The organism is Metabacillus sp. GQ13, assembly GCF_059758525.1.
The window spans coordinates 162,514-176,866 of record NZ_JCAXET010000003.1; the positions used below are offsets into that span (position 1 = coordinate 162,514).

A 14,353-nucleotide genomic window follows, 5' to 3' on the forward strand; every position below is an offset into this window, starting at 1 on the left:
AACAGGGAATAAACATATTTTTATAGGGCTTTTATAAAAGTTTAATACGTTAAAACCATAGGAGAATGTTTTACTATGAAGGACAGTATGATTTTATCCAATTGTTGATCCACTTAACTCAATAGAAATGCCTAGCTACCAAAGCTTTCTTTATCCCATCAAAACGCTCATCACACAAATAAAAAAAGGAAACTGACTGTGTCAGCTTCCTTTTTTTATTATACCTTACTTTAAGCAGATGTCTTTTTATCTTCTTGAATAACAGTTCCATCATTTAAAACAAGTTTAGGAGGTGTATCTCCAGTAACGGTTTCTGCTGTAATGATTGTTTTTGAAATATCATCTCTAGAAGGTAAATCAAACATCATATCTAGCATAATACCTTCAATGATCGAGCGAAGACCACGGGCACCTGTTTTTCTTTCAATTGCCTTTTTGGCAATTTCTACTAATGCGTCGTCTTCAAATTCTAACTCAACCCCATCTAAATCAAGCATCTTCTGATACTGTTTAACAAGAGCATTTTTTGGTTTAGTTAGAATTTCTACTAATGCACCTTCATCTAACGGTTCTAAGCTTGAAATAACTGGTAGACGACCGATAAACTCTGGAATTAAACCGAATTTAAGTAGGTCTTCTGGTAATACCTGAGAAAGTAACGCTTTTTTATCTAATTCAGCATTTTTATTATCTGATCCAAAGCCAATTACTTTACTACCTAAACGACGCTTAATAATTTGTTCAATACCATCGAACGCTCCACCACAAATAAAGAGGACGTTTGTTGTATCTATTTGAATGAATTCTTGATGTGGATGTTTTCTACCCCCTTGAGGAGGAACGCTTGCCACTGTACCTTCAAGAATTTTCAACAGTGCTTGTTGTACACCTTCTCCAGATACATCACGAGTAATTGAAGGGTTCTCAGACTTTCGAGCAACTTTATCGATTTCATCGATATATATAATTCCTTTTTCGGCCTTTTCTACATCGTAATCAGCTGCTTGAATTAGTTTTAATAAGATGTTTTCAACATCTTCCCCAACATAACCTGCTTCTGTTAATGAAGTAGCATCAGCAATAGCGAAAGGAACATTTAAAATTCTAGCTAATGTTTGTGCTAGTAACGTTTTACCGCTTCCAGTTGGTCCAATCATTGCAATATTACTTTTTGCTAGCTCAACGTCATCAATCTTACTATTGGAATTAATCCGTTTATAGTGATTGTATACGGCAACCGCTAACGATTTCTTTGCTTGATCTTGCCCAATAACATATTCATCTAAAATTTCATCAATTTCTTTTGGTTTCGGTACATCTTTAAATTCAACTTCCTCTTCAGTACCAAGCTCTTCCTCAACAATTTCAGTACATAACTCAATACATTCATCACATATGTAAACTCCAGGGCCTGCTACAAGCTTACGTACTTGATCTTGAGTTTTACCACAAAATGAACATTTTAATTGTCCTTTTTCGTCGTTAAATTTAAACATTTGTTTCACCCCTTGTATCTTTATCTCAACCTAATTGTTTCTAACCCCACCTATAGAAGGTAGCTTCAACTTCAAATTAGAAAAAAAGATTGTAAAACAGTATGTATTGCATTTTACCATAAGTAACATTGGGAAGGGTAACGATACTACTTCAAATAGCTCAGAAAAGGATTTGAATTTTAATTATTCCTTTTCAGTCATTTAGGTTACTTACAGTGTATGTATGAATCTGCTTTCTTATATCATTCCCAAAGGAATATAAATAAAACATGATTATGTAAGGTCATCGAAGAACAACAATCTTTGACTTAAATTCGAATCTGATCGAAAAAAGACGGTCGAAAAGTAGTAGAACCCATTCTAGTAGGAAATAAAAGTACTTTAATTTGTACAAAACAAGGCACGATCCAATCGCGCCTTGTTCTATAATTTAGGCTCTTTTCTTTTCTTGTTACCTGTTACTAGTCATCAAGAAAGAGAGAGACAATCTTACATATTAAGCAATAACTTTGCTATTATCTACAAGAAAATCAATTGCTTTACGAACTTTTAAATCTTCTTTAAGACCATCAGCAGATCCGCCCAATGCTTGTTTAACATTTTCAATTGGCATATTGTACATTTCTGCCATTTTTGTTAATTCTCCTTCAACATCTTCATCAGTTACATCGATGTTTTCAGCCTTAACAATAGCTTCAAGTGTTAAATTATATTTCACACGTTTTTCTGCATCTTCTTTCATTTGAGCTTTTAAAGCCTCTTCATCTTGACCAGAGAACTGGAAGTATAACTCAAGATTCATACCTTGCGCTTGCAGACGTTGTTCAAATTCTTGCATCATACGAGAAATTTCATTCTCAATTAGTACATTTGGAATGTCAACTTCTGCACCTTCAGAAGCTTTGTCTACTAATGTGTCACGTAAATGATTTTCAGCTTCAGTCTTTTTAGCTTCTTCAAGACGTGTTCTTGTTTGAGCTTTAAGTTCTTCAAGCGTCTCAACGTCCTCACTAGCATCTTTAGCAAATTCATCATCTAATGCTGGTAGTTCTTTTGCCTTGATTTCATGAATTTTCACTTTGAATACTGCTTTTTTACCAGCTAAGTTTTCAGCATGATATTCGTCAGGAAATGTTACTTCAACTTCCTCTTCAGCACCAGCTGCTAAGCCAATAAGCTGTTCCTCGAAGCCCGGGATAAATGAACCTGAACCAATTTCTAGTGAATAGTTTTCAGCTGCTCCACCTTCAAATGCTTCTCCATCAACATAACCATCAAAGTCGATAATTGCTGTATCTCCGTTTTCAATAGCGCCTTCTTCTTTTATTGCTAATTCAGCATGGCGTTCTTGGAGTTGCTTTAATTCACTTTCTACATCTTCTTCTGTAACAGTTTCATCAATTTTTTCAACTTCTAGACCTTTATATTCACCAAGCTTCACTTCTGGTTTAACAGTAACCTTTGCAGTGAAAATTAAGTTTTTACCTTTTTCTACTTGCTCAACATCGATTTCAGGGCGATCAATTGGATCAATTCCCGCTTCATCAATTGCATTTGGATATGCAGTTGGTAAGATGATATCTAATGCATCTTGGTATAAAGATTCTACACCAAAACGTTGTTCAAACATTCCGCGTGGGATTTTACCTTTACGGAATCCAGGAATAGACACCTGCTGTGATACCTTTTTAAATGCTTCATTAAGCGCTACTGTGAAGTCCTCTGCTGATACTTCAACCGTAAGAACGCCTTCGTTCCCCTCTAACTTTTCCCATTTTACTGACATTTCTGTTCCCTCCAAAAATCTATCATAATTGTGCGAATAAGTGATAGGTATAGGTAAATTGTGGCTGTTTGTCCATTTTAAACAATCATCCATGATGATATACCTGTTTTATGTACATATAAAGAACTAAATACTTACTATGCTAAAGGATTTCGCATAAACTGAAAATCACAATTGTAAGATCTCTTCACCCACACTGATCGTTCATTTCACCTATCTAGGTTCTAACTGTAGATGCTTTTATCTGACAGGTTTAGAATGGATAAAAAAGCTCCGTTTTACTCCAAACTAAAAAGACCTTACATACGATGATCACTATTTTGCAACCATTTTATTATAACATAGAAATGTTTCCTTTCAACATATAGCCTCATATTTGCATATAAGAAATTTCTTCTATTTCATATATTTTTTTACATGCTGCTTGTAGAGCTGGTAAAGAATGCTGATGGATAAGTTCAATCTCTTCAAGTTCGATCGTGATACCATGCATTTCATGCCCAACTACATGAAGTGCAGCAGCCCATAAGTGAGCGTCTACAGGCTGGGGAAGGACTGGGTATAAAACGTATAAATGTCTTAACCAAAGCTCCTTAACTGCTTCATAAAGCGTTGGATTTTCATTACCTAATGTATCATCTAAAATAGTAAGTACCTTTTTAGTAAAAGGAAGATCAGAAATATCATCTAGTTTAGCAGGAACAACAGTTATTAATTCACCAAATTTATTGACAAGTACTTCTTTTTCAACTTCATTTTCGATCATAAGATGCAATATCATTGATTTTATCATCGGGTGACATTTCGGATTTTCTAGAAGGATCTTTAGTGATGAAAAATGTTTACTTAAATTCCGATCATGTAACGATTGAATATAATCGATTTGTTTATTTGTGTCTTCGAGTACGTCCTCAATATACATGCTTTTCTCTGTATCGTCATCAAAGTCTTCAAGTTCAATCTCTTGATTTTGTGTCATTTTCCGACTGAAATCTAATAATTTGTAGAAATGCTCTGCACTTTCTGCTGGCAGATGATTCTCCTCAAGAACTGCTTCAATCGTGGATTGGACTTCTTGGTATTCCCGCAATTGAATTAAGATCGTTAAATAAATTTGTAAAACAGTGAAGTAATGTCCAATATCTTCTAGTAGCATTTTTTTACATATTTTCTTCGCTTCAACTAGTTCGCCAAGTTCCATGAAACAAATAGCCATACCTAAATGGATTTCTGCTATGTCTTCATTTACCTCTTTTGCAGCGGAGAACATTTCTAATGCTTCATTGTACTTTTTTTCTTTTAATAAGACCATTCCCTTATCAATGTATCGTTCCTTTAAATTTGGAAAGGGAATGACGTTCGAACGTTTTTTCTTTTCCATATGTTGGTCAACTCCAGCAGCCAATCTTTTGCCTTTTAGTTTACCAATCCAACTCTTGGAAAACAAGCAGTTACTAATGGCTCTTTATAAAAACTTTGTTAGTAAGACTTATTATTATATTAAAATCATGAAAATTATCATCTATTACGTGAAAATGACAAAAGAAAAGAGCTAAACATTATAAAAATGTCGCTCTTCTCTCAGTTTCAAACTGTTGAATTCGTTCATTGAAATTTAACGTTATATCTATTTCATCTTTCCCGTATAACAGCATATCTTTCCAGTAAGGATCTACATTAAATGATTCTGATAAGTTATCATTATCTGTAAGCTTTTGCTCCTGTAAATCAACCTTAAGCTCATAGCCTTCTATATATGACTTTTCTCGAATCATATCTAACACAGGTTGGTCTAAGACAATTGGCAACAGACCGTTTTTCAAACAATTTTGATGGAAAATGTCTGCATATGATGGGGCAATTATTACTTGAAATCCAAAATCTGAAAGGGCCCATGGTGCATGTTCACGTGATGAACCACATCCGAAATTTTCGCCTGCTAGTAAAATAGATGCACCTTTACTTTTCTCTTTATTAAGTTCAAATTCAGGATTGTTTGATCCATCTGGTAGATACCTCCAATCAAAAAAGGCAAATCGTCCATATCCTGTTTTTTCAATTCGTTTAAGAAATTGCTTAGGTATGATTTGATCTGTATCAACATTAGCTCTATTTAAAACAGCAACTTTTCCAATATGTGTAGTAAATGGTTTCATTTTACCCCTCCTATTATAGATATTGTTTTCCCGTCTAAAATGGAATAGGATGATCAATGCATTTACAGAGTAAATCATCCTACTCTCAAGATAAAAATGTAAAGTCGTTTCATCTCAGCATAAAGCATCTAAATCAATTAGTTTGTTGGCACAAGTTCATCGATATGTCGGACATCTACAAATTTCCCGTGAAGTGCTGCTGCCGCGGCCATTGATGGACTTACAAGATGTGTTCGTGCTCCTTTACCTTGTCTGCCTTCAAAGTTACGATTAGAAGTTGAAGCACATCTTTCGCCTTCTGGAACAACATCGTCATTCATACTAAGACACATACTACAACCTGATTCTCTCCATTCAAATCCAGCTTCTTTAAAGATGATATCTAATCCTTCTTCTTCAGCTACTTGTTTAACTGATTGAGATCCTGGTACAACTATTGCTCGAACCGTTGGAGCTACTTTTTGCCCTTTATGAGCTTTAATTACTTCTGCAGCAAGTCTTAGATCCGTCAAACGTGAATTCGTACAAGAACCAATAAAGACATGTTCTATCGTAATATCTTCAATATTAGTGTTAGGCTTTAAACCCATATAACTAAATGCACGCTCTGCTTCTTCTGCTTCTTCACTATTTGGGTAATCGTTTAAGTCAGGAGTCTTTTCATCTACACCTACTGCCATTCCTGGATTAGTCCCCCAAGTGACCATTGGAGCGATTTCTTCACCTGGCAATGTAATCATCTGATCATACTCTGCACCATCATCAGTTTTTAATGTTTTCCAGTATTCAACCGCCCTTGTGAATTCTTCACCTTTTGGCGCATACTTCTTGCCTTTTATATAAGAAAATGTCGTTTCGTCTGGTGCAATAAGTCCTGCTCTTGCTCCAGCTTCAATCGACATATTACAGATGGTCATTCTCTCATCCATTGATAAGTTTTCAATAACTTCACCCGTATATTCGATAATAAAACCAGTACCAAAACGGACACCATACTTACCAATAACAGCTAAAATAACATCCTTAGCGGTCACACCCTTTTGTAATTTACCAGGAACATGTATGTTAAGTGTTTTAGGAGGGTTTCTCCATATCGTTTGTGTCGCTAAAACATGTTCAACTTCACTAGTACCAATACCAAATGCAATCGCGCCAAAAGCACCGTGTGTTGACGTATGGCTATCACCACAAACAATCGTTTTTCCTGGTAGTGTAAGTCCTAATTCTGGTCCAATAACATGGACAATCCCTTGGTCTTCACTATCAAGGTCAGCTAAACGAATACCAAATTCCTTACAGTTTTTCTCTAAAGCACCAATTTGAAGCTTAGCCACTTCATCTTTAATGACATAACGATTCACTGTTGGTATGTTGTGATCCATCGTCGCAAACGTTCTTTCTGGTTTTCTTACTTTACGACCTTTTTCTCGTAATCCTTCAAATGCTTGAGGGGATGTAACTTCATGAATGAGATGTAAATCGATATATAACAGATCAGGTTTCCCCTGTTCTCGTTGAACAACATGCTCTTCATATATCTTTTCTATAATTGTTTTTGGCTTAATGGTCATATTAAACTCCCTTCTATAGATGGAAAAATGAGGGGCTGACTAAAATTATTGTCAGACCCCTCAAACACAATATAATGATTATCATGTAAATAGAGAATCAAATATTGGTCTCTATGATTAGAACCAAACCACAAATAGGTCAGTCCTATTGTCTAAAATTCAGGCTCCAGTTTTAAGAATAAGCATCTATAATATTTAATAATGCGTGGTCATCTGCTAATGCATTTTTTATTTCTTCACCTAATTGTTCTGTTGATACAGATTTTCCATCTTTAGCTAGATCTGCTGTAAGCTTACCAGTATTTAAAACATTATCTACAGCTTTCTCAATTGCCTTTGCCTCTTCTTCTAAACCAAAGGATTGGCGTAGCATCATCGCTGCTGATAAGATTGTTGCTATTGGGTTGGCAATGTTTTTGCCCGCGATGTCTGGTGCCGATCCATGGACTGGTTCATATAAATGTAACCCACCTGAAGACAAGCTAGCAGATGATAGCATTCCGAGTGATCCAGTAATGACAGATGCTTCATCACTTAAAATATCACCAAACATATTCTCTGTTACAATGACATCAAATTGTTTAGGTGAACGAATTAATTGCATGGCAGCATTATCAACTAACATATGTTCAAGCGTAACATCAGGATATCTTGCAGACACCTCTTCAGCAACTTCTCTCCACATACGGCTGGATTCTAATACGTTCGCTTTATCAACAGATGTAACATGTTTACGCCGTTTCTCAGCGATTTCAAAAGCTGAAACAAGAATCCGTTCAATTTCATAGCGCTTATAATGCAATGTATCAACAACAGCTTCTTTACCTTCAGAAACAATGCGCTCACTAGGTTTCCCAAAATATAAACCGCCTGTTAGCTCACGAACGATGATGAAATCCACACCATTAACGTACTCTTTCTTCAAAGGGGACGATTCTATCAAACTTTCAAATGCTTTGATTGGTCGGATATTTGCAAATAAATCAAGCTCTTTACGTAAACCTAAAAGTCCACGTTCTGGTCGAAGTTCAACAGGATGATTATCCCATTTTGGTCCTCCCACTGCTCCTAATATAATCGCATCTGCTTCTTTACAAACTGTTATTGTTTCTTCAGGCAATGGAGTACCTTTTTGATCAATTGCGTCTCCACCGATCAGACCATAATTAAATTGAAACTGATGATCAAACTGTTCAGCAATAGCTTTAAGAATATCAACTGTCACATCGACTACTTCTTTACCAATACCATCACCTGGTAGTAATGCAATTTTCTTTTTCATGTCTATCCCCCTTTGATTGATTTATTTAATGGTCTTGCTTCAAAGGTACTTTCAGTGGCACTGCTAGAATCGTTTAAGTGCTACATGATTTGCGCCAGTGTCTACCGTTATTTTTTGATTCAACTAAAACATTTACAGGGCAAGAGGTTTCGATCACTACTAGACACATTTTTAGGTTAGTTTGTGAATTGAAACCCCTACACAAATTAAAATTTAGTTTTGTGCACTTGCGCCTACAGTTTCTTTTTGTTTTTGTTTTGATTTTACAAAAGGCATCATTGCACGTAGTTTTTTACCAACAACTTCAATTTGATGCTCATTTTCATTGTTATTAATTGCGTTGAATTGTGGACGATTAGCTTGGTTCTCTAAGATCCATTCTTTTGCAAATTTACCAGATTGAATATCTTTAAGTACTTCTTTCATTGCTTCTTTCGAGCTGCTATCTACTACACGTGGTCCTGATACGAAGTCACCCCATTGTGCAGTATCAGAAATAGAATATCTCATACCAGCCATTCCATCTTCATACATTAGATCTACGATTAGTTTTAATTCATGTAAACATTCAAAGTAAGCAACCTCAGGTTGGTATCCAGCTTCTACTAATGTTTCGAAACCAGCTTTAACTAATGATGTTAATCCACCGCAAAGTACTGCTTGCTCTCCGAATAGATCTGTTTCTGTTTCTTCTTTAAATGTTGTTTCTAATACTCCTGCACGACCTGCTCCAACACCTTTAGCATATGCAAGTGCTTTTTCTTTTGCTGTCCCTGTTACATCTTGATAGATTGCGAATAATGCAGGTACACCAGCGCCTTCTTCATATGTTCTTCTTACTAAGTGTCCTGGTCCTTTTGGAGCTACTAGGAATACATCAACATCAGCTGGAGGAACGATTTGACTGAAATGTACGTTAAATCCATGAGCGAAAACTAATGAATTCCCTGCTTCTAAGCCAGCTTTAATTTCTTCTTCATAAACTTTTGCTTGTTGCTCATCTGGTAACAATACCATTACTAAATCACCAATTTTTGCTGCTTCTGCAACAGTAACAACTTGATGACCATCTTCCACAGCTTTATTAAATGAACCACCTTGACGTACACCTACAACTACGTCTACTCCACTTTCTTTTAAGTTTAGAGCGTGTGCATGACCTTGTGAACCATACCCAATGATTGCTACCTTTTTCCCTTTTAATGCTGCTTCGTTTACGTCTCCGTTATAATATACTGTTGTCATGTATAATCTCTCCCTCAAAATGTTTTTAGAATAATAGTGTATTTATAGCATTTATATGAATCTTTTAACCTGTATTTTGTCAGGTAAGATTACTAAAAAAGGAATTATATATAAGAAATTAGGTTAAACAATCGAAATTGGCTTAATTTCTTTTGGTGTTCTTTGAGTACCACGTGTAAACGCAGTAGTACCAGTACGAGCAATTTCTTTAACCCCATATGGTTTCAACAAATCAATCAGCACTTCAATTTTCTCAGGTTCTCCTGTTACTTGGACAACAACACTTTCGCGACTAACATCAATTACTGATGCACGGAAAGGTTGAATTAGTCCCTGAAGTTCCATTCTAGTAGCAGGGGTAGACATTACCTTTATTAAAGCAAGCTCTCTAGCGACAATTGATTGTGTCGTTATGTCAGTAACTTTAAGAACGTCAATCTGCTTATTCAATTGCTTTGTGATTTGCTCTACTTCTTGTTCCTTTTGCACATTTACAACTAGCGTCATCCGTGAAACACCATCTGTCTCAGTTTGACCTACTGTAATACTTTCAATGTTAAAATGTCTCTTTGAAAATAATCCTGTAATTCTATTTAGAACTCCAGATTGATTAAGAACTGTTAGTGAGATCACTCGTTTCATAACTTAACACCTACCATTTCATGGAGACCTTTTCCTGAAGCTACCATTGGGTAGACATTCTCATCCTTGTTTACTAGGATGTCTAATAAAACTGGTTCACTTGAAGTAATAGCAGCCTTTAACTTTTCTTCCCAATCTATACTATTTTCAATTCGAACAGCGTTAATTCCATAAGCTTCTGATAATTTCACAAAATCTGGCTGCGTTACGAATTTCGAATGCGAATAGCGTTCTTCATAAAATAATTGTTGCCATTGTCTTACCATACCTAATACACGATTATTTAAGATAACTACTTTAATTGGTAAGTTTAATTCATGGATGACTGAAAGTTCTTGAAGCGTCATCTGAAATCCTCCATCACCTAAAACTGCGATGACAGTGGCTTCACGGTCAGCTAGCTGTGCTCCAATAGCAGCTGGTAGTCCGAAGCCCATTGTTCCAAGCCCACCAGAAGTTACCCATTTATTAGGGTTTTTAAAGTTATAGTATTGAGCAGCCCACATTTGATGTTGGCCCACATCCGTTACTACAATCGCATCACCATTCGTCCACTTATGAATTAGCTCTAGTACATGTTGTGGTTTTAGCTCTTCACCATTTTCTTTATCATATTCTTTATAAACTAACGGGTATTCTGTTTTGTCAGAATCTATTAATTCATTCCATTCTTTATTATCACCTTGTTTACCACCCTGTTTTAAGAGCTGTTCCAAAACAAGTTTCGCATCACCAACAATTGGGATTTGAGTAGGTACATTTTTGCCGATCTCAGCAGGGTCGATATCAATATGAGCAACTGTTGCCATCTTCGCAAAATGGTCTAAATTTCCTGTAACACGATCATCAAATCGCGCACCAACACTAATTAGTAAATCACAATTATAAAGCGACATATTTGCACTATAAGTACCATGCATTCCAGCCATTCCTAAAAATAAAGGATGATCTGCCGGGAACCCACCTAATCCTAACAAGGTATTTGTAACCGGTATTTGCTGTTGTTCGGCATATTCAATTAGCTCTTTTGATGCATTTGCATGTAATACCCCTGCACCAGCTAAAATAACTGGCTTTTTCGCACTACTAACTGCTTCAACTAATTTCCTTACTTGTAAGTAATTCGGTTCACTAGTTGGCTGGTAGCCTGGTAGATTAACTGGCATATCATAACTGAAATCACCTTCAATAATAGCAATATCCTTAGGAACATCTATTAATACTGGTCCAGGTCTCCCTGTAGTAGCAATATGAAATGCTTCTTTTATTATTCTAGGAAGTTCGCTAACTTCTCGAACTTGGTAGTTATGTTTTGTGATTGGTGTTGTAATACCTATAATATCGGCTTCTTGGAAGGCATCTGATCCAATAACACTCGATGCAACCTGCCCAGTGAAAACCACTAATGGTAAAGAATCAATCATTGCATCTGTTAATCCAGTTACTAAATTCGTTGCTCCTGGACCAGATGTTGCAATTACAACGCCGGGCTTACCTGATACACGTGCATAGCCTTCAGCTGCATGTATACCACCTTGTTCATGTCGAGTTAAGACATGGAACAAACCTGAATCATAAATGCTATCGTATATCGGTAAAACAGCACCACCAGGATATCCGAAGATGACTTCTACTTTTTCCTGTTTAAGTGCTTCGATTAGCATTAATGAACCCGACATTGTATTTGTACATTTGGCAGCTGAGCTATTCAACTGTACATTTGTACTCATGTTCTTTCCTCCCTTGCAGGCAATTAAGCCCTCGTGTTATTTTTCTTAATATTTAAAAAAATCCAAAAACAACATATAAAAAACCTTCCCACCCCTCATAAGACTCCACATAAAAATGTGTGTCAAAGGGGCAAAAAGGTTAATAAACTTTTTCGCGGTACCACCCTTCTTCATGGTCATATGACCACCTTACGAACAGAATACCTGTTCACTTTGATAACGAGTACCGAAGAATGGGACTCGGCTAATCCTACTAACTTCGGATTAACACTCGGAGGCGAGTTCATCACTTGGGTGTACCACCGGCTTCCAGCTAACCCGGTTCTCTGTAGATACTTTTCCAAAGATTACTTATCCTCTTCACCGTTTTACTATATGCAAAAACATTAGTTTACATGAAGGTAAATAAAAGAATTTTCTATACTTTTGCAATTGTTCGTATACCTTTTATTTGAATTTATATTACGCTCTATAAAGTTAAGTGTCAACAGTGTTTTATGAATTATTTGATAATTTAGTTTAATCCAAAACCCTGTATACGCTTACATCATTGGTGTGCTTGGCTAAGGTATATTAAATTTTTTTTTGAGGAAATCAAAAATTTACAGAAGTAAAATTGCTGCACGACCCTTTACCATTTACCTGAATGTAAACGCGGTAAATATAGAGGGTTACAATATAATTCATGACTAGGTGAAATGTTCTTCATTATTATCGATGTTAACATGGTAATCTTTTCTAAATAAATAAGTTTGTCATTAAATCTCACCTATTATTTTCCTGGTTTTGAATAACCCTTTTGCATCTACCCTATATGAATAATGTTCTACTATCTTTTATTCAAACAAAAAACCTATCACTTTTATTCGTAGTACTCTTTTATGTTGCCAATTCATACATCAACTTTCTGTACTATTTTTAGAAGAAGGTGTTATTTAAGGCTCTTTTCTAAAAGTTTGTTGCTCTAAGTTCTAATAAAAACCGGCTTTGGATTTTTATGATCTAAATTGAAGCTAACCCAGGATAATTTAGTGAAAAGAGCACGAAGATATACTTAAAACATGTACTTTAGTACTTTGTACGGAAACCAACAATCTTTGCGAAAAGAGCCTTATTTAATTTCATTTATCTCCTGCTACTATCTTCATAACTAGAGTAACTCGACGATGTATTCTAAAGATACGATACTTTCCTTCAACAGATAAATACTTTCATGTTTTCCAAAACTCACTTTCCATATGAATTCCTCATAAATCCAACTATACGGTGATTGCACTGTTTCTAACCAAATATTGAAAAACCTGAAGGTTGAATACCGCGTTTCAATAACTAAATAGGAAAATTTAGAGATATTATATATCCAAATCTGATAGGATAGTACTATCAGATTTGAAATTGGAGGACTTATATATGAAAAAGAAGTTACTCATAATCGGAGTTTCTGTTTTACTCACTGGAGCAATTACATACTACGCACTCAATACATTTAATTCATTTTCCAAAGATTCAGTATCAATCAATGAAACAAATTCTGAAAATGTTGAAGATGGCGGTAAAATCATTGAAATTAAAGAAAAAGAAGCAAAACCAGTTGATCAGGAATTTCAAATGGATATGCCTGAATCTTCCTTGCAAGATGCTATCCATGGCATGTCCCATCAAAAAGTAGAAGCTGAAGATAAGTGGGGTTTTATTCCGTTAACTGCTGAACGTGTTCAACGATTAATAAAGGTAGTTGAAACAAACAAAGAAACCTATGAAAATGCAAGCTTATATTTAAACATCTTAAATCGTTGGGCAAATAACGATTTTTCACAAGTTGATAGCGACCATAACGCTATTTGGGATTTACAAAATGGCAATGTAGGCCGAGCTACAGGAATCTTAAATGTTGTTGAAGAAAAGGAATTTATCAAAGAACATTTTGAAGTAGAATAGATCATTCGAAATCATATTACTTACAGATTGCTAACTATACTGTTCAAAAAATATTAAGGTATATATAAAGCATTTTGAAAAAAGTAGAACATTACTTCTCGAAAAAAATATATATAATTATTTATAAAACTCAAAACATTCCGCTGGTTATTGTTTTGAGTTTTTAGATTATTCACTTTAAAATTACAACTAATTATAAAAAATCTAGTGGACAATATGACTAGGTTTGATCGTAACAAACTTTTAGAATAGAGCCAATTAAAATACCGAAAAGTCCTTTTAATAAACAAAAAAACCTCCCAGTGTATCAGGAAGTTGATTCGTCTAACGATTTTCCGAGGATAATTCATCAAGATTAAAACACCTTTAGAAGTCCCTAATTACGTCCGATCGTTGAGTTTATTATTTTTTTCAAAGTTTCAGGTACGTCCCAGGAGAGATTCGAACTCCCGACCGACGGCTTAGAAGGCCGTTGCTCTATCCAGCTGAGCTACTGGGACATAATAT

The 14,353-nt window shown here is 35.4% G+C and carries 10 protein-coding genes, 1 tRNA gene and 1 other annotated feature; of the genes, 1 reads left to right on the top strand and 10 read right to left on the bottom strand.

The features are described from left to right. Positions 1-230: 230 nt before the first annotated feature. The 9 genes from clpX to ilvB form a co-directional block, all read right to left on the bottom strand. Positions 231-1,496, bottom strand: a complete 1,266-nt coding sequence (gene clpX / locus AC6CHR_RS04700) for an ATP-dependent protease ATP-binding subunit ClpX (protein ID WP_498247356.1) — start codon at positions 1,494-1,496, stop codon at positions 231-233. A 496-nt stretch (positions 1,497-1,992) separates the two neighbouring features. Continuing rightward, positions 1,993-3,282, bottom strand: coding sequence for a trigger factor (gene tig / locus AC6CHR_RS04705; protein ID WP_498247357.1), 1,290 nt, complete (start codon positions 3,280-3,282; stop codon positions 1,993-1,995). A gap of 370 nt (positions 3,283-3,652) precedes the next feature. Beyond that, positions 3,653-4,663, bottom strand: coding sequence for a tetratricopeptide repeat protein (locus tag AC6CHR_RS04710; RefSeq protein WP_498247358.1), 1,011 nt, complete (start codon positions 4,661-4,663; stop codon positions 3,653-3,655). A gap of 178 nt (positions 4,664-4,841) precedes the next feature. Continuing rightward, positions 4,842-5,438 (bottom strand): 3-isopropylmalate dehydratase small subunit, encoded by a 597-nt coding sequence (gene leuD / locus AC6CHR_RS04715; protein WP_498247359.1) that lies wholly within the window; start codon positions 5,436-5,438, stop codon positions 4,842-4,844. Between the two features lie 137 nt (positions 5,439-5,575). After that, positions 5,576-7,003, bottom strand: a complete 1,428-nt coding sequence (leuC, locus tag AC6CHR_RS04720) for a 3-isopropylmalate dehydratase large subunit (protein ID WP_498247511.1) — start codon at positions 7,001-7,003, stop codon at positions 5,576-5,578. A gap of 178 nt (positions 7,004-7,181) precedes the next feature. Beyond that, complete coding sequence (gene leuB, locus AC6CHR_RS04725) at positions 7,182-8,291, bottom strand: 3-isopropylmalate dehydrogenase (RefSeq protein WP_498247360.1); 1,110 nt, start codon at positions 8,289-8,291, stop codon at positions 7,182-7,184. A gap of 213 nt (positions 8,292-8,504) precedes the next feature. After that, the gene (gene ilvC / locus AC6CHR_RS04730; RefSeq protein ID WP_498247361.1) at positions 8,505-9,536 is read right to left on the bottom strand and encodes a ketol-acid reductoisomerase; all 1,032 of its coding nucleotides are present in this window, start codon (positions 9,534-9,536) and stop codon (positions 8,505-8,507) included. Between the two features lie 123 nt (positions 9,537-9,659). Further along, on the bottom strand, positions 9,660-10,178 hold the full coding sequence (gene ilvN, locus AC6CHR_RS04735) for an acetolactate synthase small subunit (RefSeq protein ID WP_498247362.1): 519 nt from the start codon (positions 10,176-10,178) through the stop codon (positions 9,660-9,662). Continuing rightward, a complete protein-coding gene (gene ilvB / locus AC6CHR_RS04740) occupies positions 10,175-11,908 on the bottom strand; it encodes an acetolactate synthase large subunit (protein ID WP_498247363.1) in 1,734 nt (577 codons plus the stop codon). Before ilvB ends, ilvN begins: the two co-directional genes overlap by 4 nt. A 123-nt stretch (positions 11,909-12,031) precedes the next feature. Beyond that, positions 12,032-12,281: a binding site (T-box leader), on the bottom strand. Positions 12,282-13,318: 1,037 nt separating this feature from the next. Between ilvB and AC6CHR_RS04745 the strand changes: the two genes are divergently transcribed. Beyond that, a complete protein-coding gene (locus AC6CHR_RS04745; RefSeq protein WP_498247364.1) occupies positions 13,319-13,846 on the top strand; it encodes a DUF6241 domain-containing protein in 528 nt (175 codons plus the stop codon). A gap of 426 nt (positions 13,847-14,272) precedes the next feature. Here AC6CHR_RS04745 and AC6CHR_RS04750 read toward each other — a convergent pair. Then, positions 14,273-14,346 (bottom strand) — tRNA-Arg (locus AC6CHR_RS04750). Positions 14,347-14,353 lie beyond the last annotated feature (7 nt).

Excerpts from the sequence above, each read along its gene's own strand:
- clpX (WP_498247356.1), bottom strand. The coding sequence starts at position 1,496 with ATGTTTAAATTTAACGACGAAAAAGGACAATTAAAATGTTCATTTTGT.
- tig (WP_498247357.1), bottom strand. The coding sequence starts at position 3,282 with ATGTCAGTAAAATGGGAAAAGTTAGAGGGGAACGAAGGCGTTCTTACG.
- AC6CHR_RS04710 (WP_498247358.1), bottom strand. The coding sequence starts at position 4,663 with ATGGAAAAGAAAAAACGTTCGAACGTCATTCCCTTTCCAAATTTAAAG.
- leuD (WP_498247359.1), bottom strand. The coding sequence starts at position 5,438 with ATGAAACCATTTACTACACATATTGGAAAAGTTGCTGTTTTAAATAGA.
- leuB (WP_498247360.1), bottom strand. The coding sequence starts at position 8,291 with ATGAAAAAGAAAATTGCATTACTACCAGGTGATGGTATTGGTAAAGAA.
- ilvC (WP_498247361.1), bottom strand. The coding sequence starts at position 9,536 with ATGACAACAGTATATTATAACGGAGACGTAAACGAAGCAGCATTAAAA.
- ilvN (WP_498247362.1), bottom strand. The coding sequence starts at position 10,178 with ATGAAACGAGTGATCTCACTAACAGTTCTTAATCAATCTGGAGTTCTA.
- ilvB (WP_498247363.1), bottom strand. The coding sequence starts at position 11,908 with ATGAGTACAAATGTACAGTTGAATAGCTCAGCTGCCAAATGTACAAAT.
- AC6CHR_RS04745 (WP_498247364.1), top strand. The coding sequence starts at position 13,319 with ATGAAAAAGAAGTTACTCATAATCGGAGTTTCTGTTTTACTCACTGGA.